At 70.7% G+C, this 23,346-nt stretch carries 18 protein-coding genes; 15 read left to right on the forward strand and 3 right to left on the reverse strand.

All coding sequences use genetic code 11. The features are described 5' to 3' along the window. The first annotated feature begins 135 nt into the window (after positions 1 to 135). Complete coding sequence (locus KLK06_RS47455; protein ID WP_214642343.1) at positions 136 to 2,541, forward strand: S8 family serine peptidase; 2,406 nt, start codon at positions 136 to 138, stop codon at positions 2,539 to 2,541. A 33-nt stretch (positions 2,542 to 2,574) separates the two neighbouring features. Here the strand turns inward: KLK06_RS47455 and KLK06_RS47460 are convergent, their stop codons facing one another. Then, complete coding sequence (locus KLK06_RS47460; RefSeq protein ID WP_214642344.1) at positions 2,575 to 3,795, reverse strand: MFS transporter; 1,221 nt, start codon at positions 3,793 to 3,795, stop codon at positions 2,575 to 2,577. Positions 3,796 to 4,082: 287 nt separating this feature from the next. Here KLK06_RS47460 and KLK06_RS47465 point away from each other — a divergent pair, with 287 nt between their 5' ends. After that, on the forward strand, positions 4,083 to 5,147 hold the full coding sequence (locus tag KLK06_RS47465) for a LysR substrate-binding domain-containing protein (protein WP_214642345.1): 1,065 nt from the start codon (positions 4,083 to 4,085) through the stop codon (positions 5,145 to 5,147). Positions 5,148 to 5,257: 110 nt separating this feature from the next. Further along, a complete protein-coding gene (locus KLK06_RS47470) occupies positions 5,258 to 5,689 on the forward strand; it encodes an SHOCT domain-containing protein (protein ID WP_214642346.1) in 432 nt (143 codons plus the stop codon). A gap of 29 nt (positions 5,690 to 5,718) precedes the next feature. Here the strand turns inward: KLK06_RS47470 and KLK06_RS47475 are convergent, their stop codons facing one another. Continuing rightward, the gene (locus KLK06_RS47475; RefSeq protein WP_214642347.1) at positions 5,719 to 6,306 is read right to left on the reverse strand and encodes a TetR/AcrR family transcriptional regulator; all 588 of its coding nucleotides are present in this window, start codon (positions 6,304 to 6,306) and stop codon (positions 5,719 to 5,721) included. An 80-nt stretch (positions 6,307 to 6,386) separates the two neighbouring features. Between KLK06_RS47475 and KLK06_RS47480 the strand changes: the two genes are divergently transcribed. The 6 genes from KLK06_RS47480 (at position 6,387) to KLK06_RS47505 (ending at position 15,981) form a co-directional block, all read left to right on the forward strand. Further along, entirely contained in the window at positions 6,387 to 7,919 is a 1,533-nt protein-coding gene (locus KLK06_RS47480) for a carboxylesterase/lipase family protein (RefSeq protein WP_214642348.1), read from the forward strand. A gap of 203 nt (positions 7,920 to 8,122) precedes the next feature. Then, a complete protein-coding gene (locus KLK06_RS47485; protein ID WP_214642349.1) occupies positions 8,123 to 8,515 on the forward strand; it encodes a hypothetical protein in 393 nt (130 codons plus the stop codon). Between the two features lie 96 nt (positions 8,516 to 8,611). Continuing rightward, entirely contained in the window at positions 8,612 to 9,595 is a 984-nt protein-coding gene (locus tag KLK06_RS47490) for an MvdC/MvdD family ATP grasp protein (RefSeq protein WP_374197199.1), read from the forward strand. Further along, positions 9,592 to 11,415: an ABC transporter ATP-binding protein gene (locus tag KLK06_RS62710; RefSeq protein WP_214642351.1), complete on the forward strand. Its 1,824-nt coding sequence runs from the start codon at positions 9,592 to 9,594 to the stop codon at positions 11,413 to 11,415. The genes KLK06_RS47490 and KLK06_RS62710 overlap by 4 nt, the downstream gene beginning before the upstream one ends. A gap of 1 nt (position 11,416) precedes the next feature. After that, positions 11,417 to 14,392: a non-ribosomal peptide synthetase gene (locus KLK06_RS47500; protein WP_214642352.1), complete on the forward strand. Its 2,976-nt coding sequence runs from the start codon at positions 11,417 to 11,419 to the stop codon at positions 14,390 to 14,392. Further along, on the forward strand, positions 14,389 to 15,981 hold the full coding sequence (locus tag KLK06_RS47505; protein ID WP_214642353.1) for a tetratricopeptide repeat protein: 1,593 nt from the start codon (positions 14,389 to 14,391) through the stop codon (positions 15,979 to 15,981). The genes KLK06_RS47500 and KLK06_RS47505 overlap by 4 nt, the downstream gene beginning before the upstream one ends. A 2-nt stretch (positions 15,982 to 15,983) precedes the next feature. On the opposite strand, the gene KLK06_RS47510 is transcribed toward KLK06_RS47505, so the two are convergent. Further along, positions 15,984 to 16,424: a LysR substrate-binding domain-containing protein gene (locus tag KLK06_RS47510; protein ID WP_214642354.1), complete on the reverse strand. Its 441-nt coding sequence runs from the start codon at positions 16,422 to 16,424 to the stop codon at positions 15,984 to 15,986. 30 nt (positions 16,425 to 16,454) lie between these two features. On the opposite strand from KLK06_RS47510, the gene KLK06_RS47515 reads away from it, so the two are divergent. From KLK06_RS47515 to KLK06_RS47540, 6 genes are all read left to right on the forward strand, one after another. Continuing rightward, on the forward strand, positions 16,455 to 16,613 hold the full coding sequence (locus tag KLK06_RS47515) for a hypothetical protein (protein WP_214642355.1): 159 nt from the start codon (positions 16,455 to 16,457) through the stop codon (positions 16,611 to 16,613). A 424-nt stretch (positions 16,614 to 17,037) separates the two neighbouring features. Continuing rightward, the gene (gene iolC / locus KLK06_RS47520; protein ID WP_214642356.1) at positions 17,038 to 18,099 is read left to right on the forward strand and encodes a 5-dehydro-2-deoxygluconokinase; all 1,062 of its coding nucleotides are present in this window, start codon (positions 17,038 to 17,040) and stop codon (positions 18,097 to 18,099) included. Beyond that, positions 18,096 to 18,998: a deoxyribose-phosphate aldolase gene (locus KLK06_RS47525; protein WP_214642357.1), complete on the forward strand. Its 903-nt coding sequence runs from the start codon at positions 18,096 to 18,098 to the stop codon at positions 18,996 to 18,998. The genes iolC and KLK06_RS47525 overlap by 4 nt, the downstream gene beginning before the upstream one ends. Then, a complete protein-coding gene (gene iolB / locus KLK06_RS47530; protein ID WP_214642358.1) occupies positions 18,995 to 19,891 on the forward strand; it encodes a 5-deoxy-glucuronate isomerase in 897 nt (298 codons plus the stop codon). Before KLK06_RS47525 ends, iolB begins: the two co-directional genes overlap by 4 nt. Then, positions 19,888 to 21,840 (forward strand): 3D-(3,5/4)-trihydroxycyclohexane-1,2-dione acylhydrolase (decyclizing), encoded by a 1,953-nt coding sequence (gene iolD, locus KLK06_RS47535; protein ID WP_214642359.1) that lies wholly within the window; start codon positions 19,888 to 19,890, stop codon positions 21,838 to 21,840. Before iolB ends, iolD begins: the two co-directional genes overlap by 4 nt. Continuing rightward, positions 21,837 to 23,330, forward strand: coding sequence for a CoA-acylating methylmalonate-semialdehyde dehydrogenase (locus KLK06_RS47540; protein WP_214642360.1), 1,494 nt, complete (start codon positions 21,837 to 21,839; stop codon positions 23,328 to 23,330). The genes iolD and KLK06_RS47540 overlap by 4 nt, the downstream gene beginning before the upstream one ends. Positions 23,331 to 23,346: the final 16 nt, after the last annotated feature.

A 23,346-nucleotide genomic window follows, 5' to 3' on the forward strand; every position in this document is an offset into this window, starting at 1 on the left:
CCGCGGATGACCCCGCCGCGGGCCTGTCCGATCTCGTCTGATCGACGACGACCGCCTGGACGACGGAGCAAGTGGGTGCCGTGATGCGGGCGCGGATGTTGTGAAGCTCCTTCGTGGCCCTGAGCGGAGACCGTAATGAACCGACGTCTGATTCGCCGCATCATCGCCGTGGCGGCGATCCTGCTCTCCTCGATGGCGGTCACCGCCGACGTCTCCGCCTCGGCACTGAGCCCGGGCACGCCGGCGGGCCCGTGGGTGGAGCCCGGTCTGGCGCAGAAACTCGCAGGCGGAGCCCGTACCAGGGTGAACGTGGTGACGAAGGCCCGCGCGGACCTGCCGGCCGCGGCGAGCGCCGGACAGGTGCTCCAGACGTTGTCCGTCTTACCCGTGGTCACGCTGCGCGCGGACCAGGCGGCATTGGAACGGTTGGCCGCCCAGCCCGGCGTGGTCAGCGTGTCGGAGGACCGGCCGGTGCCGCCGACGCTCGGTCAGAGCATCCCGCTCATCGGCGCCGACCGCACGCGTGCGGCAGGCTTGACGGGCGAGGGGAGCGTGGTGGCGGTGCTGGACACGGGCGTGGCGGTCAACCATCCCTTCCTGGGCGGCCGGATCGTGGCCGAGGCGTGCTTCTCGCCCATCGATCCCGACTACTCGGCCACCAGCTTGTGCCCGAACGGTACGGACCAGCAGGACGGGCCCGGCTCGGCGGACTCAGAAAGCGGCCCGTGCGCGGACGTCGAACTGGACTGCGACCACGGAACGCACGTGGCCGGCATCGTCGCGGGTGACGGCGAGGGCGTGGACGGCGACGATGGCAGCGGTGTCGCGCCGGGGGCTGACATCGTCGCCATCCAGGTCTTCAGCAAGTTCGACACCGAGGACTTCTGCGGGGTGGGCGGTGCGCCGTGCGTGCTCAGCTTCACCAGCGCCCAACTGGCCGGGCTGGAGAAGGTCCGGGAGCTGAAAGGCGAACTGCCCATCGTCGCGGCCAACCTGAGCTTGGGCGGCGGCAGATACACCGCGCCCTGCGACGGCGACCCCCGCAAGCCCGCCATCGACAACCTCCTGGCCGCCGGGGTGGCCACGGTGATCGCCGCGGGCAACAACGGCTTCACGGACGCGATCAGCGCCCCGGCCTGCGTCTCCTCGGCCATTGCCGTGGGCAGCACCACCAACGAGGACACGGTCTCCTCCTTCAGCAACCGCGGCCCGCTCCTGGACCTCTTCGCTCCGGGAACCGACATCATCTCCTCGGTGCCCGGTGACGCATGGCGCTCCATGAGCGGGACGTCCATGGCCGCCCCCCACGTCGCCGGCGCGCTGGCGGTGCTGCGCCAGGCCTTCCCCAACGCGAGTGTGGCCGAGCTGGGGTCGATGCTCAAGGAGACCGGCAGGAGCATCAGCTACCCCGGCGCGACGACCCCACGGATCCAGCTCGACGACGCCGCCCTGGGAGCGACCCCGAGACCGGGGCCCGACCAGTACTTCCACACCCGCGGCCGGATCCTCGACAACGTCCAGCTCAGTGCCAACTCCACCATGGCGGTGCAGGTCGCCGGGGTGGCCGGACTGCCCGCGACGGGGATCCGCGCGGTCGCGCTCAACATCGCCGCCAAGGGCGACTGGTTCAACTCGGGCTCCCTGGCGGTGTACCCCTCCGATGAACAGGAGCCGGAGGGCAACACGCTCTTCTACGACCCCACTCGCTACACCTCCACCCTGGTCATCGCGAAGGTCGGCGCGGACGGGAAGATCAAGGTGGTGAACAGGAGCACCGCCCCGGTGCGCGTGACGCTGGACGTCCACGGTCACACCCGCGCCCAGGCCGACGCCGCTGTGGGCGGCACCTACATGCCGATCTCCCCGGTACGGCTCGCGGACCGGACCGTCATCCCGGCATGGGGCAACGTTCAGCTGGCGACCTCCGACATGACCGGCGTTCCCACCTCCGGCGTGGCGACGGTCGCGCTCACGGTGATGGTGAAGAGCGCCGCCACCGGGACGATACGGGCCTACGCCGCCGGCGACATCTATCCCGTCGACGCCAACATCGACTACCCGGCCAACACCGCGACGCAGTTCTTCACCATCGTCAAGCCCGGCTCCGACGGAAAGATCAACCTCCACAACCTCGGCTCCAACACCGTGGAGATCTCCGTTGACGTGAGCGGCTATTACACCACCGCCCAGCGGGGTTCGACCGTCAAGGCGATACGTCCGACGCCGGTGGCCAAAGCCGTCACCATCACCGCGGGCGGCACTCGCGTGCTGACCTTCACCGGCGTGCCGGACATCCCCTCATCCGGCGTCTCCGCCGTGGGCCTGACCGTCGCCGCGAAGGCAACCGCGATCGGGGTCGTGTCGGTGGTTCCCCAGAGCGGACCGAGCACCGCCCGGGTGGTGGCGTACGCGGCGGGCAAGGACACGACCGGCTTCACGACGGCCGCGCTGCGGCAGGACGGAACGGTCGTGCTGAAGAACGAGGGCACCTCGCAGGTAACCGTCTCCGTGGACGCCTACGCCTACTTCCCCGCCCGATGACGTGAGAGCCGGCCGCTGCGGAGCCGCCTTCTTTCAGGAAACCGGCCTGCCAGGGGCTTGATCCTGAACTACGCGGCCCCGGGTGGCGCGTGCGGCCGTTCGGCCATACCACCAGGTGAGGGCGGCCGCGGCCACGGCGAGCACAGCCGCAAGCGGCGGGAGCAGCGCGGCGCCGGCGGCGTCGAGGGCGATCCCGCCGACCGCGCCGGACAACGAGACCGCCAGGTACACCGCGGACTGATTCAGCGAGGCGACCATCGGCTGCGTGCCCGCCGGGGCGTAGCTCATGATCAGGTGCTGCTGCGGCGTCGTGACCGTGAAGGAGAACACGCCGCAGGCGGCGACCGCCGCCAGCGCCGTCGCGTACGAGCCGCGCAGCGCCGGCACCAAGAGGAAGACGACGGCGAGGAGCAGCGTGCCGGCGATCACGACGCGGCGGGGCCCGCGACGGTCGGTGAAGTGCCCGGCCGCCAGGTTCCCCACCGTGCCGGCCACTCCGAACACCAGCAGCAACACCGCCAACCGGCCGCCCTGACCGCCGGTGGCCGGCTCGTACACGGCACTGAGGTAGGTGTAGGGGACGTAGATCCCGGTGAACGCCACGACCGTGGTGGTGAGCACGCCGAGCACCCGCCGGTCGGCGAGCGGGGCGAGTCGCTGCCGCCACCCGCCGGCCGGGCCGTGGCCGACGTCGGGCAGGCGGCCGGCGATGACCGGGATCACGACCACGGCCAACGCCGTGACCAGCCACATCGTGGCCCGCCAGCCGAGCGCCGCGCCCACCGCGGTGCCCAGCGGGGCGCCGAGTGCCAGCGACGACGTGAGTCCGAACATGACGATCGCGATGGCCCGGCCACGGCGCTCGTCCCCGGCGAGCGCCGCCGCGGTCGCGCTGGCGGTCGCCGCGTAGAGCGACGCGCCGCCCGCGGCGACCACCCGGGCCGCCAGCACCAGGCCGTACGCGGGGGCCAGCGCGGTGATCACGTTGCCCACGGCGAACAGCGCCAGCCCGGCGGGCAGCACGACACGCCGCGACCAGCCCGCGGTCAGCGTGGCCAGCACCGGGGCCAGCACGGCGTAGGCGATGGAGAAGACCGTGACGAGCTGGCCCGCCGCCGCCACGCTGACGTTCAGCGACCGGGCGATCTCGGGGAGGATGCCGGCGATGACGAAGGCGTCCGTACCCACGGCGAAGGTCCCGAACGCCAGGATCGCCGCGTGCCCCTGCCATCGCCCGGTGGGCTCTCTGCTCACGATCGCCCCGCCCTTTCGGCACCCACGCGGGCCTGCGTGGAATGCGGCGCGGTCACCCGGACCGGCGCCGGGTCGTCAAGGATCTGCCGGCCGATCGGGCAGGCAGGAGCCGTAATAACGATCACGAAATCTCCATGACAGATTGTTCGAGGTAGGGGAGTGTGCCGATGCGACCAGCGGTCGTCGGCGGGCGGCACAGCCCGTCGGCGGGACCGCACGGCTCAGTCAACCCGGCCCGGCGGTGAACCTGAAGGACCGATCGGATCACCATTGATACCCTTGCGGATATGAATGATCTCGAGGTGCGGCAGCTCCGATACTTCGTGGCGGTCGCGGAGGAGCTGCACTTCGGGCGGGCGGCCGAGCGGCTGGGCATGGCGCAGCCTCCGTTGTCCCGGGCGATCCGGACGCTGGAGCGCCGCGTGGGCGTGCGGTTGCTTGAGCGCACCACCCGTCACGTCGCGCTCACCACGGCGGGAGAGGTCTTCTTGCGGGACGCGCGGACCGCCCTCGACGCGATCACCGCGGCCGGTCGGCGCGCCCGGCACGCGGGCCGGTCCGACCCGCGGCTGCGACTCGCGCTCAAGGCCGACCATGACGCCGGGCTGCTGCCGCGGATCCTCTCCGCCTACCACGGCACGGAAGCGGCGCTCGCGGTGGAGCTGGTGCTCGGCGGACGGGAAGAGCAGGCGCCGGCGCTGCGCGACGGCCGGGCCGACGTCGCACTGGTGACCGGCCCCTTCGACGACCGCGGCCTGGACCACCAGCCGCTGCTGACCGAGCCCCGCCTGGTCGCCCTGGCGGCGGCCGATCCGCTGGCCACCCGGTCACACCTGCGGCTGGCCGACCTCGCCGGCCGCAGGCTCCCCAGCGGAGCCCCCGCCGACCAGGGCGGCTTCCCGCCTCCGCACGCCGCCATCGCCCAGAGCGACAGCGCGCAGCCGCACGCGGCCATCGCCAAGTGCGTCAGTGCGCAGCCGTACGCCGCCATCGCCAAGTGCGTCAGTGAGCCGCGGTACGCCGCCATCGCCCAGAACGATGGTGAGCGCCCGCAGGCGACACACCGCGGGCTCGTGACCGCGTCCGGGCAGAGCGCCACGGACATGACGCAGATCTTGAAGCTGGTCGAGCTGGGAAGCTTCGTCTGCTTCCTCCCCGCCTCGATCGCACGAATCTACCCGCGGCCCGAGATCGCCTACCGCGCCGTCGACGACCTTGAGCCGATCACGCTGGCCGTCGCCTGGCCGCAGGACGCGCGCTCGGCGGCCGTCGCCGCCTTCGTCCGCACGGCCACGGCGGTCGCGGAAGCGGCTCGCATGGAGACGGGAGTGCCGCAGTGGGCGGCCACCTGATCACGACCGCTGTTCGGCGCGGACATGGTGCTCGCGCAGGCCACCCAGGCGATATCCCGTAATAACGGTATTGCTGCTGTACGGTGCGCGTTGTGGCCTACCGCATTCGTGTGTGCATCGGTTCTCTCATCTCGCTGGCCTGCCTCGGACTCGCGCTCTACGCGTTGTTTCAGCTTGTCCGTGGCGGTAGCTGTGCCTCCGGTGGGGTCCACGTCTCCGCCCGCCAGTGTCCGCCGGGCACCGAGAAGTGGGCCTGGGTGCTGCCGGGCGCGATCATCGGCGGGCTCCTCAGTTTCTTTCTGGGTACGTTCAAGGGCTTCGGCCCGGCACCGGAGGCGACGAGGACCCGTGGCGGGGTTCCTCTGGGCGGCCCTGGCCGCGCCACCGGTCGTGTGGACCCGTCCGGCCACCGCGGAGACCCCTCCGTGGACGACCGCGATCCGATCGTCCGGCTGTACCGGCTCCGCGAACTGCTCGACGCGGGCACGCTGACGCCCGGCGAGTTCGAGCTGGCCAAGGCGAAGATCCTGAACGAGATGTGACCAGCGGGGGAGGGGAAGGTGCCGAGGGCTTATCGGGGGCGGCCTCCGGGTGCGGGGCGGCTCCGAACGAACACCGTTGAGAGGCGCAGCAGGCGGTCCGCCAGTTCCTCGGGGTCGAGGGGATCGTCGGCGTCGATCAGCCAGTCGTTGACGATCGCGCCGGTCCCGCCCGTGATCAGCGTCGCGAAGTCCCCCACCGTGGCGTCGTCGAGGTCGCCGAGTAGCTCCCGCACACCGGCCATGGTGATGAGCGAGCCGAACAGCCTGTTCAGGGCCCGGGTCATGAGGAAGGCGCACGATCCGGTGAGCATCGCGCGGTAGAAGGATCGGTGCCGGGCGAAGTGCCGGGCCATCGCCAGCATGCGCGCGCGCCGCGGTGCGCCGTTGTCCCCGACCTCGGGCATGAGCTCCCGTTCGACCAGGTCGGCCGCGGCCGCCACGAGGAGCGCGTCACGGTCGCCGAACTGCAGGTAGACCAGTTGCCGGCTGACGTCCGCGGCGTCGGCGAGGTCGGTGATGGGCAGGGCGGTGGTGCCACGCTCGGAGACCAGGCGTACGGCGGCGGCCATGAGAGCGGCGCGAGAGCGGAGCACTCGGCGGTCTTGTCGATCCTGCATACCGAGGACACTAGACACGTGTTAAAAAATAGACAACTGTTAAATCAGTCGCTTTACCTGTCCAGAGCAAGGAGCCGCCGATGTCCGCACTCGAGTCCCCCGAGCCCGAAGTCCGTACCACCGCCGGTGTGGTGCGCGGTCGCACGGAGGACGGCCTGGTCGTCTTCCGCGGCATACCGTTCGCCGAACCCCCGATCGGGGAGGCCCGCTTCCAGGCGCCGCGGCCCGTGCGCGGCTGGGACGGCGTGCGGGAGGCGTACGCCTTCGGTCCGCCCGCCCCGCAGGATGTGAACATGGCCGGCCGCAGCGGCGGCGAGTTCCTCATGGACACGGGCGACGACTGGCTGACGGTCAACGTCTGGACGCCCGACCCCGACCCGGCCGCCCGCCGCCCGGTCATGGTGTGGATCCACGGCGGCGCCTACAAGCTCGGCTTCTCCGGCAGCCCCGGCTACGACGCCCAGCACATCGTCCGCGACGGCGACGTGGTGTTCGTGTCGCTGAACTACCGCCTCGGCATCGAGGGCTTCGCTCGCATCGACGGCGCGCCCGCCAACCGGGGCCTGCTCGACCAGGTCGCCGCCCTGGAGTGGGTGCGGGAGAACATCACGGCGTTCGGTGGCGATCCCGGCCAGGTGACCGTAGCCGGTGATTCGGCCGGTGCCGGGTCCATCATCGCGCTGATGGCCATGCCGAGCGCGGCGGGGCTGTTCCGGCGGGCCGTCGCGCAGAGCGTACCGGGCACGTTCTTCTCCGACGCCCTGGCCAGGGACGTCGCCACTGCCCTCGCCGCCGAGGCGGGCCTGAGCCCGACGGCCAGGGAGCTGTCGGGCGTGGATCCACGGCAACTGCCGGAGATCGGGCAGGCGCTGGAGTCGAAGATGCGGCAGTACGAGGACCGCTGGGGCTCATTCGCGCACACGCTCTCCCTCTTCTCCCCGGTCGTCGACGGCGAGGTGCTGCCGGTCGCACCCTGGCAGGCGCTGGCCGGCGGCGCGGGACGGGACGTGGACCTGATCATCGGTCACACCCGCGACGAGTGCCGTACGTTCCTCCTCTTCTCCGGACAGTTCGGTAAGATCACCGAGGAGCAGGCGACGGAGGCGCTACGCCTCTTCGGCCCCGGCGAGGACGGCGAACGGGCCTACCGCGCGGCGTTCCCGAACGCGTCCGCCGAGGAGCTGTACGAACTCGTCCAGAACGACTGGCTGTTCCGCATGCCGACGCTGCATCTGGCCGAGGCGCACACCGCCGGGGGCGGGCGGGCGTACCTGTACGAGCTGACCTGGCAGTCCCCGGGCAACGGCGGAGTGATGCGCGCCTGCCACGGCCTGGACGGCCCGCTGCTGTTCGGCACCTACGACGCCCACCTGGGCCCGGTGGCCATCGGCCCCGAGCCCACCGCCGAGGCCCGCGACCTGACGACCCAGATCCGCACGGCCTGGACGTCCTTCGCCACCTCGGGCACCCCCGGCTGGCCCGCGTACGACTCCCAGCAGCGCCTGACCCGGATCTTCGACACGCCCGGGGCGGTCACCGCGTACCCCGAGGAGACGTCACGCCGCCTGTGGCAGGAGCACGTCTTCGAGGCCCTTCCCCTGCTGGCCGACTGAGCGGAGCGTGAATCGAGGTCAACTTCTGCGGTACGCGACAACCGGCGACCACTCTCGCCGGCCCGGCATCGTACGGCAAAAGTGTACCCGGATATCCAACCGCAGACTGATTGCCAGGACGAAGGCAAATCCTACGCTGAGGCCGTCGGTGGTCGACTTGGAAAGTCGCCAGGTTCATTCGGACCTCAAGAGGAGATTGCTTGATGGCATACGACCTCACCATCAAAGAGCGGACCAGAAAAGCGCTGTACCAGCCGCCCTTCCGCCTCGGCCGCTCCTTCCTCAATTTCGAGGAGCACCGTACGATCGAAGAAATAGCCGGCCTCCGCCAGGAATACGCGGCGCTGCCGGACCAGGCCAAGCCCTTTGGCTATGCCTTCCAAACCGTGTTCGGCCCGGACCTGCTCTTCGTGGAGACGCAGGTGCTGGAGGGCGTAGGCAAGCAGAAGTATGATCCTGACGCCCAGATCTGGGGCACCTCGCACCACCGGATCGACATGAGCAACATCTGGCTGCCGACTCAGTACATGACCGGCACGGTCTACAACTGCTCGCCGGACTCCACGTTCGACACCAGGAACGACTCGGCCTGCTGATCGCCGACGGACCGGGCCTGCCCGTGAGGGCACGCCCGGTTTCCTTGCCCCCTTAGACCGAGCAGAGGAGCGATTCTTATGCCTCGTTCCACCGTCATGATCCTCACGCAAGAGTTCGACGTGACCGCCGACTGCGTCGTCAAGGTATTAAGTCAGCGGGAGGACGTGGAAGTCTTCCGCTATGACACGAGCTATTTCCCGGTGGATTCGTGTCTTTCCTACGCCAATACCGGGTCCGGCTGGCTCACGGAGCTGACGGACTACAAGTACGCGGAGCGCAGGCTCGACCTCGAAACGGTCCGCTCCATCTGGTACCGGCGGCCCACGGAGTTCCGAGCAGCTGATTTCCTGTCGGCTCCGCACCGGGAATTCGCCCTCAGCGAGAGCCGGCACGCCGTGGGCGGCATCATGCTCGGCCTGCCCACCCTCTGGGTGAACAGACCCGACCACGAGGCGCGCGCGGATTACAAGCCCTTTCAACTGCGCCTGGCCCAGGAACTCGGGCTGCGCATCCCCGACACGCTGATCAGCAACGATCCCGCTCGCGTCCGCGCGTTCTATGAGCAGTGCGACGGTCAGATGATCTATAAGGCGCTCAACAGCGGTCTGGTCGAAGACCCGGGCGGCTGGCCCGGCGGCCTGCTGACGAGTGACGTCACCAGCCTGCCGGATGAGCTCCTGGAACGGGCCCGCTATGCGCCCGGCATCTATCAGAGGCGGGTGGACAAGGCGTACGACCTGCGGATCACGGTTATCGGCGATTCGGTGACCACGGTTCGCGTGGACACGACGCCCGCCGATGGCAGTCCGGCGGCGACCGACTGGCGGGGTTCGGTGGAACACGACGCGAGGTGGACACTCGCTACGCTGCCCGGCCAGGTGGAAGCCGCGCTTGGCAGGCTCATGGGCGCGCTCCGGCTCAATTACGGCGCCGTCGACATGGCGGTGACCGAGGCGGGGGAGTATTACTTCTTCGAGGTGAACCCCTCCGGCCAGTTCGCCTGGCTGGACGACGAGATCGCCGGGCTCGGACTGGTGAAGACCATGGCCGACTACCTTGCGGCGGGTAAGACGGGGTGAACGTCGCGCCGGCCGCCAAGCGACGAGGCGTCGGGCTGATCGTTCTCGACACGATCGTCCTCACGTGGCGGGCTTCGCGATGGATGATGTGCGGTCCCCTGCTCTTGACCGGTGCCCAGAGCGGGATTCTGGCTCTGCAGCTGCTCGTGGCGGGCCATTTGCTCGACACGGTGACGCGGGGGGCCGCCGGCCCTCCGCCGGTCGCGCAACTGGCGCCCTGGATCCTGGCCGCGGCCCTGCTGTTCGGCGGGGACACGCTCGTCAACGCCGTGCTGCGCGAGCGTGAGTTCATCCTGGGCGAGACCGTCGGACGGTTCGTCGAGCGGCATGTCCTCCACATCAGCACGGAAGTCGAGCTCTCCGCCTTCGACGACCCGGATTTCCACGACCGGCTGAAACGCGTGGACATGGGGACCGGCCAGCCGGTCATCCTGCTGCAGAACGCCTTCTCCCTGTTGTCGTCCGCGGTCACCGCGCTGGGCGCGATGGCCGCCCTGTTCCTCATCAACCCGTGGTTGGGGGCCGCGATCCTCCCCATCGCCGTTCCGGCGGGGCTGCTCTCCTCGAAACGAGGGCGCGAATTCTTCGATTTCCTGTACAGCTTCACACCGCGAGATCGAGAGCGTGAATATCTCGGCTCGGTCCTGCGCAGCCGGGAACTCGCCAAGGAGATCCGGGCGTTTCAGCTCGGGTCCTTCCTGCTCGGACGGCACCAGCGCATGCATCGGGAGCGGCTTCACGAGCTGCGCCGGTTCGCCCGGCGCCACATCGCGCGGGCGGTGGCGGCGGCGGGAGCGGCGGCCGCCTGCGTGGGGATCAGCTTGAGCCTGGTCACCTGGCTGAGCGCGCGGCGCGAGTTGAGCCTCACCGAGGCGGCTCTCGCCATCGCGGCCCTTGCCGTGCTGAGCGTGAAACTGAGTCAGGTCGGCAGGGCCGCCGGGATGCTCAAGGAGTCCTCGCTCTACCTGACCGACTATGCGGAGTTCGCCAGGCTGCCGGTTCCGCTCGCGAGCCGGCGTGACGCGGCGGCGTCCGCTTCCGGATTCGCGGAGATCGTCGTCGACCGGGTGTCCTTCGGCTACCCGGGTGCCGGGCGCGTGCTGCGCGAGGTATCCATGCGGATCCCCGCGGGTGGCGTCGTGGCCGTCGTCGGTGAGAACGGCTCGGGCAAGACGACCCTGGTCAAGCTGCTGTGCGGGTTGTACGAGCCGTCGACGGGATCCTTGGCGTGGTTGGACGCCCACGGCGCCGAGACCGCTCCGTCGGCCTCGGTTCTCTTCCAGGACTTCGGCCAGTATCTCGTATCGGCCCGGGACAACATCGGCTTCGGCGACAGCGTCTTGATGGACGACGGAGACGCCATCCGGCGCGCCGCCCGCGCGGCCGGTGCCGACGGCGTCATCGACAGGCTTCCCGCCGGCTACGACACGATCCTGGGACCGGAGTTCATCGGCGGGACCGACCTGTCACGCGGCCAGTGGCAGCGGCTCGCGCTGGGGCGAACCCTGTTCCGGCGGTCCAGCCTGGTCATTCTCGACGAACCCGCTGCGGCGCTGGATCCACGGCGAGAGTACGAGTTGTTCGCGAACCTGCGAGCCAGCCTGGGCGGGCGGACGGCGCTGATCATCTCTCACCGGTTCTCGAACGTCCGCCACGCGGACCGGATCTACGTCCTCGAACAGGGCCGGATCCTAGAAGAGGGCTCACACCTTGACCTGATGCGGCAAGCAGGGATGTACGCCGAGCTCTTCACCATGCAGGCGAAGGGATATCGCGACGTCGGCGCCCCGGCCGACCACACCGCTGTGGGAGGGCCGTGATATGCGAAGCGCGTGGCTGACCGGAGACCCGGCTCCGGCCGCCGAGCCGATCGACCAGCTGATCCGGCAATGGGCCCGCAGCATCCCCGAGGCGCCCGCGATCGTCGGCGAGGAAGGCGCGATCTCGTATCGGGAGCTCGACCGCCGCGCCGACGCCTTCGCCACGATCTTGCATCGTCGAGGACCGCGGTGGCCGGGCGACGTCGTGGGAGTGCTGTCGCCACGCTCGCCCCGCACGGTGATCGCTCTGCTCGGAATCTGGCGGGCCGGGTGCGCCTATCTGCCCCTGGACCCCGATGCTCCGCCGCTTCGCCAGCGGGCCATGCTGCGAGCGGCCTCATCGGTCGCCGTCGTGGGGCAGGAGGAGGCGTACGCGCTCGATCTGCCCGTCATCTCGATCGACGCGGCCGAGCACCCGGCGCTCAGCCCGCCCGCGACCGCGGCGGACCCGGACCGCACGGCTTGCGTCATGTTCACGTCGGGCACGACCGGCGACCCCAAGGGGGCGTTGCTCACGCACCGGGCCGTCCACCGGCTCGCGTACGGCGTGCCACAACTCGACGATCTCGGGCCCGGGGACGTTGTCCCGCAGTTCGCCCCGCTGGCTTTCGACGCCTCCCTGTTCGAGATCTGGGCCACGCTGGCGCGAGGGGCGTGCGTCGCCGTAGCGCCGGTGGGACCGCTGGGACCAGCGGAGATCGGCGACACCATCAGCAGGTACGGGGCGTCCACCGCGTGGTTGACGTCATCGCTGGCCAATGAGGTCATCACGGCCGAACCGGAGGCTCTGGGCCCGCTGCGCCACCTGCTGACGGGCGGAGAGCCGTTGTCGCGGGCCCACATCGTCGCCGCGCACCGATCTCACCCTGGCCTGCGGATCACGAACTGCTACGGTCCTACCGAGTCCACCACGTTCGCCACGACGTTCACCACGTCCCCCGAGCCCCGCGCCGATACTCCGAACGTTCCCATCGGGACGCCCCTTCGCGGCACCGACATCGGCATCGTGCACGAGGACGGGAGCGTCGCGGTCGCGGGCGAGGTGGGAGAGATCTGGATCGGCGGGTCGGGGCTGGCACTGGGCTACTGTGCCGATCCTGCGCTGACCGGTCAGCGCTTCGTCCCCCATCCTTTTCATCCGGGGCGCCTGGCCTACCGCACCGGAGATCTGGGCAGGCTGCTCCCCGATGGGAACCTGGACATCCTGGGCCGCGACGACGACCAGGTCAAGATCTACGGTCATCGCGTGGAGCCCCGCGAAGTGGAAACCGTACTCCTGACCTGCCCCGGCGTATCTGCCGCCGCCGTGATCGTCCGCGATCGGAGGCTGGTCGCGTATCTGGTCGGCTCGGCCCGCGACGCGCGGCGACACGTGGCCGAGCGGCTCCCGTCCTGGCTGGTGCCCAGCGCCTTCGTCGAGCTCGCCCGTCTGCCGTTGACCGCGAACGGGAAACTCGACACCGGGCTGCTTCCCGCACCGGTCCTGACCGGCGATCGCCCGTCCATCCCCCCAGCCACGGAGGACGAGCGGCTGCTGGCGGCGATCGTCGGAGAGATCCTGGATGTCGAGCAGGTAAGCGTGCGCGACGACTTCTTCGCGCTCGGAGGCGATTCCTTCCTCGCGATGCGGGTCGCGAGCCGAGCCGGGGCCAAGGGCCTCGGCTTCCCCACCTGGCTCCTGTTCCGGCATCCGACGATCGCGGCCCTCGCCGTCGCCGCACGTCACCACCGTGCGAGCCATGATGTGCCGCCGGAGCCGCCCGACGGGGGCGGAGGTCTGGACAGCATCCCGATCATCAAATGGTTCCTGGGATCTGTCCTCGAATTCCGGAACCACTACAACCAGGCCATGCTGCTGTCCCTGCCGGACCCCCTCGACCGCGGTGCCCTACGGGCCGCGCTCAACGCGCTGGTCCGGCAGCACGAAGCGTTCAGGCTGAGAGTCGACGGCGGGCGCGTCGTGATCGGCGACTTCGAGCCGTGTGACGACCTCCTGCTGGACGACACGACCAGCCAAGCCGTTCAGGCCGGCCTGGACGTGGAAAAGGGGCCGCTGTTGCGGGCGGGAATCGTCCAGGGACGCGCGCTTCTGGCGGTGCACCGCCTCGCGGTCGACATCGCGTCCTGGCCGGTCGTCATCGACGACCTGAACTCGGCGTACGTCGGCACGGCGATCCCCCGCCACACGGGAACCACTCTCGGAGAGTGGGCGCGCGCGATCGACGGCTACTCCCACAGCGGCGTCCCCTTGCGCCAGCGCGCCTTCTGGGAGGAGATCTGCCGTACGGCAAACGGCTCGCCGGCAGCCGCCACCGGCACCTTCCGGGATGCCGACTCACTGTCGTCGGAGATTCCGCCGCACGAGACGGAGCATTTCACCAAGCTGGTCGAAGCCCACGGCACTTCTCTCCAGGCGGCGGTCCTGGCGGTCGTGGGCGGAGCGCTGTGTGACTGGTCGGCCCGTCGTGACGTGCTGATCACGGTAGAGGACCACGGCCGCACGGCCGAGCCCTTCAACGACGTCGATCTGTCGCGGACCGTCGGCTGGCTGACGCTGCGGTACCCGGTGCGCCTGCCCCTCGGCGAGCGGCACTCGTGGGACGGGAAACTCCAGATGGTCCAGGACTGCCTCGCGAAGGTGGCCGATCGGGGACTCGGCTATCAGCTGCTGGGGCTGCCCCTTCCCATCGAGGTGGGTTTTGGGTATTTCGGACGGGCTTGGGACGCCCTAGGGAGCGAGGACCGCGGCGCGTCGAATCCGTTCCGCCCTGTTCCCGGGCCTACGGGTGAGCCGGTTGATCCACGGATCAACCGGCCTTATCAGCTCTACATCACGGCTCTGCTGACCGGCGGAAGTCTGGTGTTGACCGTCGAGTACGCCCGATCCCTCCACCGACGAGACGACATCGAGGGCCTGGGGGAGGCCATGCGGCAATCGTTCGAGGCGCTCCGGTCGTCTTTGGCGGCCGGCAGGTGAGCGCGGACGTCGCGATCATCGTTCAGGGACCCGACAGCGGCCGGAACGCCCAGTCGGCCCGGCGCCTCGCCGATCAGGTGAGCGACGGGGGCGGGCTCATGGCCGTCCAAGGCCGGACCAGCCCCGACGAGCTGCTGGCGTCCATGGCAAGCGCTCCAGACCGGTCAGCTGACGTCGCCGCCTTTCTTCGCAACATGCGCCACCCCTGGCAGCCGCGCTTGGCCGTCGCCGCGGCGGCCGGGTGCCCCGTTCTGCTGCTGACCGGCTTCGAACGCAACCTCAAACCGGCCGCCGGCCGCCGCCATGTGATAGCCGATCGGGAACTGGAGCAGTTCCTCGATCGCTGGCACGGCCCTGTCGTCATCGCCAGCCGCCATGCCTTCCGGCTGGCGGGAGCGCGGCTGCCGCAGCGGCGGGTGCGAGCCGCTGCCAAGGGCGGCCTCCGCGTCGTACCACCTCCCGAAGCGCATCTGGCCGTCGCCGAACGCTGGACGCGCGCGGCGCAAGCCGCCGACACGCCCTGGCATACCGTCGCCGCCCTGCTGGAGGCCCGGTACCAGTTCGCCCGCGCGGGGGATTCCGCGCGGGCGTATCAGGTGACGATGTCAGCGGTTCGGGTGCTGAACCGCCACGGTGCGCTGTCCTGGCGCGAGCACATCCTGCGCGAGGCGTACGACGACGTCGAGTGCGACAGCCGTGAGGCCGCTGACCTGCTCTGGGAGCTGGGGTTGAGCGCACAGCAGCGACAAGATCACGAATCCGCCCGGGCCCACTACCTCCAGGCCCAAGCGCTCTTCGACGAGTGGCAGGACGAAGCAGGACGTGCCGGCAGCCTGCACCAACTCGGCATGCTCGCCGAAGCCGAAGGCCGGCTGGACCACGCGAGAGCCTTGACGTTGGAGGCCATGGCCAGCTTCGAGAGTCTGGGCGAGCGAGGCCGAGTCGCCGCCGGCCGGCGAGAGCTGAGCCGGATCGCTTCCGCGAGCGGCGAATCCGCGCAGGCGGCAGATCTGGAGCGGCAGGCGCTCACAGACTTCGAACGCCTCGGCGACACGTTGAACGTGGCCCGCTGCCGACAGCAACTCGCCCAGCTGGCACATGCCGCTGGAGACTCCGGCGAAGCCACCGCCCAGCTGCGGACGGCGCTCAAGGACTTCGAACGTCTCGGCGACACTCTGAACCTGGCACGCTGCCGACAGCAGCTCGGTCAGCTGACTGATTCGACAACCCACCTCGACCTGGCGGCCAGGGAATTCCAGCAGGTCGGTGATGCGACGGCTGCGGCGGTCTGCCGCTACGAGATAGGCATGAGCGAATGGTTGCAGGGAAATCACACTCAAGCCATTGCCAGCACCCGGGCGGCGCTGGCCGCCTTCGACCGGATCGGCGACCTCGCCGGCATGGCCAACTGTCACCAGCAACTCGGGGGGCTCCTGACCACGAGCGCCCGTCCCCGCGAGGCCGTGCCCCACACCCTTCAAGCGCTGCTCCTGCACAGGAGACTTGGACTGCCCGTCGATGTTGACGAGGAGTGGTTGAGGCAGCAACGAAGCCAACTCGGCGCGGAATCCTTCACCGCGATCACTTGAAGTCACGAGTCGTGCGGTCTTGAGGCCTCCGCCGCCGAGATGCCGAGGGCGGACAGGAACGCCGCGGCGGCGGGGGAGGGAGGGAAGCGGCTCCAGATGAGGTGCTCCATGCGGGCGGGAGCGTCGCGTAGCTGGAGGACGGGCAGATCGGGCAGCTCGGACACGAAGGCGGCGGGCAGCATCCCGATGCCCAGGCCCTGCCGGATCAGGCGGGCCATGAAGTCCACGGTCGTCACTTCGAAGGCGACCTCGCGCCGGACCGCGGCCGCCAGGGGGTGACCGGGCGCGACCACGGCGACGAGGTCGCCGCGCGCCAGTTCGTGACCGTGGACGCCCTTGGGGCGGACGCCCACGGGCAGCCCCAGGAACGCGACGTCCAGGGTGCCCTGCCGTACCCCTTCGATCAGCTCTTCGCCGGCGCCCGAGCGGAGGCTGATGCGCACCTGCCGGTGCCGCAGACCGTCGCGCTCTGGGTGTCACGCACCATACTGATCACCGGAGTCACCGGAACCGTGTCCACCGCACTGATGAAGGCGCTGGACGGAGCCGATGTGGACCTCCTCGCTCTCGTCCGCGAAGAGTCCAGGTGCGAGCGGGGCGCCGAGGTCTTCGTCGGTGACCTCGATCGCTGAATCTGGCCTCGGCGCGGATCGGCATGATCGACGTCCGCGACATCGCCGAGTGCGCCGCCCGCGTGACCTCGCCGACTTCGCCCGCGACCACGCCGCAGCCTTCACGCCGAAACCGTGACCCGGGCCGTGTGGCCCCTCTCATCACTATGACGTTACGCTAAGATGTCAGGACAAAGTATTGACGCAGGCCGCATCGGCAAGGCAGGCTGCATACCATCGCCGACCACCTTGACCTGGGGCGGACCGCGGCGCGCTCGAGGCATTAGGCGTCGCGGAGCCGGGCGATCTGTCGAGGGCCCGTACCGCGTTCCGAGATCGAAGGGATCGAGTAGCCATGACCACTCCGTCCACCCCGCCGGTGGCCGCACTCCATCCGAGCGCCGGGCACCGGCTCGCCTCGGCGCGCGCGGCGGGGGCGTAAGCGATGGCGCAGTCATACGACCTGGTGTCCATCGGCCGGTGCGGGGTGGACATCTACCCGCTCGACCACGGCGTCGGCCTGGAGGACGTGGAACGGTTCGGCAAGTTCCTGGGCGGCAGCGCGACCAACGTCGCGGTGGCCGCGGCCCGGCACGGGCGCCGCGCGACGATCATCACGCGTACCGGGCGGGACCCGTTCGGCCGCTTCGTCCGTCGAGAGCTGCGCGGCTTCGGCGTGGACGACGTCTTCGCCGGTGAGGTCGACGGGCCGCCGACTCCGGTGACGTTCTGCGAGATCTTCCCCCCGGATGATTTCCCGCTGTACTTCTACCGCTATCCGATCGCGCCCGACCTGCTGATCGAGCCGGAGGAGGTGCCGCTCGACGCCGTGCGCGAGGCCGGGGTCTTCTGGGCCACCGTCACGGGGCTGTCGCAGGAGCCGTCGCGCTCGGCGCACTTCGCCGCCTGGCGGGCCCGCGGCCGTCGCGCGCATACCGTGCTCGATCTCGACTACCGGCCGATGTTCTGGCCGGACCCGGGTGAGGCGGGCGCGCAGGTGAGCGAGGCGCTGGAGCACGTCACGGTGGCGGTCGGCAACCGGGAGGAGTGCGAGGTCGCGGTCGGGGAGGCCGACCCGCGGCGGGCGGCGGACGCCCTGCTGGAGCGGGGCGTGGAGCTGGCGATCGTGAAGCAGGGGCCCAAGGGGGTGCTCGCCGCGACCGCGGACGAGCGCGTTGAGGTGCCGCCCTTCCCGGTGACGGTCGTCAACGGCCTCGGCGCCGGCGACGCCTTCGGCGGCGCGCTCGTCCACGGCCTGCTGTCCGGCTGGGACCTGACCCGCATCCTGCGCTTCGCGAACGTGGCGGGCGCCATCGTCGCCGGCCGGCTCGAATGCGCCGACGCCATGCCGACCGAGGCCGAAGTCGAGTCGGTACTGAAGAGCGCGGTACTGAAGAGCGCGGTACTGAAGAGCGCGGGGCTGAGCAGCGTGGGGCTGAGCAGCGAGACACCGGAGAGCGTGGGGCTGAAGAGCGCCATGCCGAACAGTGAAGAGGACGGACGATGACGATCCAGACGCCGAGTCGCCCCGGCATCGCCGATCTGACCGAGATCCGGGTACGCGAACCGCGCCGGATCGCCGAAGGCTGGGCCGCCCGCCGGCGGCGCGACCTGGTGGGCGCGGACGGCAGGCTGCTCATCGTGGCCGCCGACCACCCGGCCCGCGGCGCGCTCGGCGTGCGCGCGGACGCCAGGGCGATGGCCTCACGCAGCAACCTGCTGGAGCGCCTGACGACGGCGCTGTCGCGCCCCGGAGTGGACGGCGTGCTCGGCACCCCCGACATCCTGGACGACCTGCTGCTGCTGGGAGCGTTGGAGAACAAGGTCGCGATCGGCTCGATGAACCGGGGCGGGCTGCAGGGCGCGGTCTTCGAGCTGGACGATCGCTTCACCGCCTACACCGCGGCGGAGATCGTCGCCCGCGGCCTGGAGGGCGGCAAGATGCTCACCCGGATCTGCCTCGACGATCCCGGCACGGCCGCCACGCTGGAGGCCGGCGGCCGGGCGGTCACCGAGCTGGGCGCGCACGGCGTCATGGCGATGGTGGAGCCGTTCCTGTCGGTCCGCCGCGAGGGCAGGGTGCACAATCTGCTCGACCCCGACTCGACCATCACCTCCGTCCACATCGCCGCCGGGCTCGGCGCCACCAGCCAGCACACCTGGCTGAAGCTGCCCGTGGTCGAGGAGCTGGACCGGGTCATGGACGCCACGACCCTGCCCACCCTGCTGCTGGGCGGCGACCCCGGTGGTCACCCCGACGAGACCTACGCCAGGTGGGGGAGAGCCCTGCGGCTGCCCGCCGTGCGGGGACTGGTCGTGGGAAGGGCGCTGCTGTTCCCGCCCGACGGCGACGTGGCCGCGGCGGTGGACCTCGCCGCGGGGCTCGTACACGGAGACGGCTCATGAACGACAACGAACGCTGGGTCCGGCCGTACGGCACGGCCGCCGAAGGGCCCTTCCAGGTGTCGATCACCGACGCCGTGCCCGGGTGGGCCCGTACGAGCCTGCGCGTGGCCACGCTGGCGCCGTTCGCGCAGGTGGAGCTGGACACCGGGGACAGCGAGGTCATCGTGGTGCCCCTGCGGGGCGGCGCCGACGTCACGGCCGTCGACCACGCGGGAGAGCACCACAAGGCCCGGCTGGCCGGACGCGCGAGCGTGTTCGCCGGGCCCACCGACGTCGCCTACGTTCCCAGGGGCGCCGCTCTCACGGTGACCGCCGGCGAGCGTCCGGCGACGATCGCGCTCTGCGGAGCGAAGGCCGCCGAACGCACCGAGCCGCCGCCGTTCCGGCACCTGGCCGCGGCCGACGTCCCCGTCGAGCAGCGCGGCGCCGGCGCGGCCGCGCGCCAGGTGCGTAACTTCGGGATCCCGCAGGTGCTCGACGCCGACTCGATCATCGCCTGCGAGGTGATCACGCCCGCCGGCAACTGGAGCTCCTACCCGCCGCACAAGCACGACGAGGAGCGCGACGGCCTGGAGACCGAGCTGGAGGAGATCTACTACTTCGAGGTCGAGGCCCGGCCGGGCGCCCCAGACGGCGCGGACCCCGTCGGCTACCAGCGCGTGTACGGCACCGCCGAACGCCCCATCGACGTCCTCGCCGAGGTCCGCACCGGCGACGTCGTCCTCGTCCCGCACGGGTGGCACGGCCCCGCGATGGCCCCGCCCGGCTACGACCTGTACTACCTCAACGTGATGGCCGGCCCCGGCGCCACCCGGGCCTGGCTCATCTGCGACGACCCCGCCCACGCCTGGATCCGCCAGACCTGGGCCCAGCAGCCGGGAGGAACCCGATGACCGGCACGGTACGCCTGACCGTCAGCCAGGCCGTCGTGCGCTTCCTGGCCGTCCAGTGGAGCGAGCGCGACGGGCGGCGGCAGAAGCTGTTCGCCGGGTGCTTCGGCATCTTCGGCCACGGCAACGTCGCCGGGCTCGGTCAGGCGCTGCTGCAGGACGAGCTCGCCGACGACCACCCGGACCGCCTGCCGTACGTGCTGGCCCGCAACGAGCAGGCGATGGTGCACACGGCCGTGGCCTACGCCCGCCAGAAGGATCGCCTCCAGACCTGGGTCTGCACGGCGTCCGTCGGCCCCGGCTCGACCAACATGCTCACCGGGGCGGCGCTGGCCACCATCAACCGGCTGCCGGTGCTGTTGCTGCCGTCGGGCACGTTCGCGACGCGGGTGGCGGGGCCGGTGCTGCAGGAGCTGGAGGCGCCGTACGCGGCGGACGTCACCGTCAACGACGCCTTCCGCCCGCTGTCGCGCTTCTTCGACCGGGTCAACCGGCCCGAGCAACTGCCCTCGGCGCTGCTCGGCGCCATGCGGGTGCTGACCGACCCGGTGGAGACGGGGGCGGTGACGATCGTGCTGCCGCAGGACGTGCAGGCGGAGGCGTTCGACTGGCCGGTGGAGCTCTTCGCCCCGCGGGTCTGGCGGGTGGGCCGGCCCCTGCCGGAGACCGCCGACCTCGCCGAGGCCGCGGCGCTGATCTCGGCGGCCCGGCGGCCGTTCGTCGTGGCGGGCGGCGGGGTGCACTACTCCGGCGCCGAGGACGCCTTGCGCGCGTTCTGCGAGGCGACCGGCATCCCGGTGGGGGAGAGCCAGGCCGGCAAGGGCGCGCTGCCGCACGGCCACCCGCAGGCGATGGGCGCCGTCGGCTCGACGGGCACCACCGCCGCCAACGCGCTGGCCAGGGAGGCCGACCTGGTGATCGGGATCGGCACCCGCTACAGCGACTTCACCACCGCCTCGCGCACCGCCTTCCAGGATCCGGGCGTGCGCTTCGTCAACGTCAACGTCGCGCGCTTCGACGCCGGCAAGCTGGCGGGCCTGTCGGTCGTGGCCGACGCCCGCGAGGCCCTGACCGCGCTCACCCAGGCGCTGGACGGTCACCACGTGGACCCGGCCTATCGGGAACGGCAGGCCGGGCTGTGGCGCGAGTGGGACGCCAAGGTGGAGGCGGCGTACAACCCGCCCCCGGAGGTCACCGGCGCGCTCGCCGACGGCGTGCTCACCCAGGGCACCGTGCTCGGCCGTGTCAACGAGCTGTCCGACCCCGCGGACGTGGTGGTGTGCGCGGCCGGCTCCATGCCCGGCGACCTGCACAAGCTGTGGCGGGTGCGCGAGCGCAAGGCCTACCACGTCGAGTACGGCTACTCCTGCATGGGCTACGAGATCCCGGGCGGCATCGGCGTCCGGCTGGCGGACCCGGGCCGGGACGTCTTCGTCATGGTGGGCGACGGCTCGTACCTGATGATGCCGACCGAGCTGGTCACCGCCGTCCAGGAACGCATCAAGATCATCGTCGTTCTGGTCCAGAACCACGGCTTCCACTCCATCGGCTCGCTGTCGGAGGAGCTCGGTTCGCAGCGCTTCGGCACCAGCTACCGCTTCCGCGACGAAGCCACCGGCCGGCTGGCGGGCGACCGGCTGCCGGTCGACCTGGCCGCCAGCGCCCGCAGCTTCGGTGCCACCGTCATCGAGGTACGCGACCGGCAGGAGCTCGAACAGGCGATCAAGGACGCCAAGACCGCCCCGGCGGACGGCGGCCCCGTCGTCATCCACGTCGAGACCGACCCGATGGTGCACGCCCCGGACAGCGAATCCTGGTGGGACGTCCCGGTCAGCCAGGTCAGCGAGCTCGGCACCACCCGCCGCGCCTACGAGCGGTACACGACGCACAAAGCCTCGCAACGCCCCCACGTGGCCCCGACACCCCACGACCCGGAAGGACCAGTACGTTGACCACTCACATCACCCACCTCATCGGAGGCCGTTCCTGGGAGGGCGGCTCCGAGCGAACCGGCGTCGTGCACAACCCCGCGTCCGGCGCCGTCACCGGCCGCGTCGACTTCGCCTCGGCCGGTCTCGTCGGCGAGGCCGTCGCGACCGCCAAGGCGGCCTGGACGGGCTGGGCCGGCACCTCGCTGGCCAAGCGCGCCCAGGTGCTGTTCGCCTTCCGCGAGCTGCTGAACGCGCGCAAGCACGAGATCGCCGCGCTGATCACCGCCGAGCACGGCAAGGTCCTCGACGACGCGCTCGGCGAGGTCACCCGGGGGCTGGAGGTCGCCGAGTTCGCGTGCGGCATCCCGCACCTGCTCAAGGGCGGGTTCAGTGAGAACGCTTCCACCCGGGTCGACGTGTACTCCATCCGGCAGCCGCTCGGTGTCGTGGCGGTGATCTCGCCGTTCAACTTCCCGGCGATGGTGCCGCTGTGGTTCGTCCCGATCGCCATCGCCTGCGGCAACGCGGTGATACTCAAGCCCTCCGAGAAGGACCCCTCGGCGGCCGTCGCCATGGCCCGCCTGTGGACCGAGGCCGGCCTGCCCGACGGCGTCATGAACGTCGTGCACGGCGACAAGGAGGCCGTGGACGCCCTGCTCACCCATCCCGACGTGCGGGCCGTCTCGTTCGTCGGCTCCACCCCGATCGCCCGGTACGTCTACGAGACCGGCACCGCGCACGGCAAGCGGGTGCAGGCCCTCGGCGGCGCCAAGAACCACATGCTCGTCCTGCCCGACGCCGACCTCGATCTCACCGCCGACGCCGCCGTCAACGCCGGCTTCGGCTCAGCCGGCGAACGCTGCATGGCGATCTCCGCGCTCGTCGCGGTCGACACCATCGCCGACGAACTCGTCGAGAAGATCAAGGACCGGATGCGCAAGCTACGCACCGGTGACGGCACCCGGGGCTGCGACATGGGCCCGCTGGTCACCCGCCAGCACCGCGACAAGGTGGCCGGGTACGTCGGGGAAGGAAGCGCCGCGGGCGCGACGCTCGTCGTGGACGGCCGCGCGGGGGACTTCGACGGCGGCGAGGACGGCTTCTGGCTCGGGCCCACCCTGTTCGACGACGTCACCCCCGACATGTCCATCTACCGCGACGAGATCTTCGGCCCGGTGCTGTCCGTCGTCCGCGTGAAGTCCTACGACGAGGGCCTGGCCCTCATCAACGCCAACCCGTACGGCAACGGCACGGCCATCTTCACCAACGACGGCGGGGCGGCGCGGCGCTTCCAGAACGAGGTGGAGGTCGGCATGGTGGGCATCAACGTGCCGATCCCGGTGCCGGTGGCGTACTACTCCTTCGGCGGCTGGAAGAACAGCCTGTTCGGGGACACCCACGCGCACGGCACGGAGGGCGTGCACTTCTTCACCCGTGGCAAGGTCGTCACCTCCCGCTGGCTCGACCCTTCGCACGGCGGGCTCAATCTCGGTTTCCCGCAGAACGACTGACCGCCCCTCACGAAAG

This window comes from Nonomuraea sp. NEAU-A123 (assembly GCF_018603905.1).
Classification (GTDB): Bacteria; Actinomycetota; Actinomycetes; order Streptosporangiales; family Streptosporangiaceae; genus Nonomuraea.

Coding starts and splice junctions, on each gene's coding strand:
- KLK06_RS47525 (WP_214642357.1), top strand. CDS start 18,096: ATGACGATCCAGACGCCGAGTCGCCCCGGCATCGCCGATCTGACCGAG.
- KLK06_RS47500 (WP_214642352.1), top strand. CDS start 11,417: ATGCGAAGCGCGTGGCTGACCGGAGACCCGGCTCCGGCCGCCGAGCCG.
- iolD (WP_214642359.1), top strand. CDS start 19,888: ATGACCGGCACGGTACGCCTGACCGTCAGCCAGGCCGTCGTGCGCTTC.
- KLK06_RS47455 (WP_214642343.1), top strand. CDS start 136: ATGAACCGACGTCTGATTCGCCGCATCATCGCCGTGGCGGCGATCCTG.
- KLK06_RS47490 (WP_374197199.1), top strand. CDS start 8,612: ATGATCCTCACGCAAGAGTTCGACGTGACCGCCGACTGCGTCGTCAAG.
- KLK06_RS47475 (WP_214642347.1), bottom strand. CDS start 6,306: ATGCAGGATCGACAAGACCGCCGAGTGCTCCGCTCTCGCGCCGCTCTC.
- KLK06_RS47465 (WP_214642345.1), top strand. CDS start 4,083: ATGAATGATCTCGAGGTGCGGCAGCTCCGATACTTCGTGGCGGTCGCG.
- KLK06_RS47485 (WP_214642349.1), top strand. CDS start 8,123: ATGGCATACGACCTCACCATCAAAGAGCGGACCAGAAAAGCGCTGTAC.
- iolB (WP_214642358.1), top strand. CDS start 18,995: ATGAACGACAACGAACGCTGGGTCCGGCCGTACGGCACGGCCGCCGAA.
- KLK06_RS47480 (WP_214642348.1), top strand. CDS start 6,387: ATGTCCGCACTCGAGTCCCCCGAGCCCGAAGTCCGTACCACCGCCGGT.
- iolC (WP_214642356.1), top strand. CDS start 17,038: ATGGCGCAGTCATACGACCTGGTGTCCATCGGCCGGTGCGGGGTGGAC.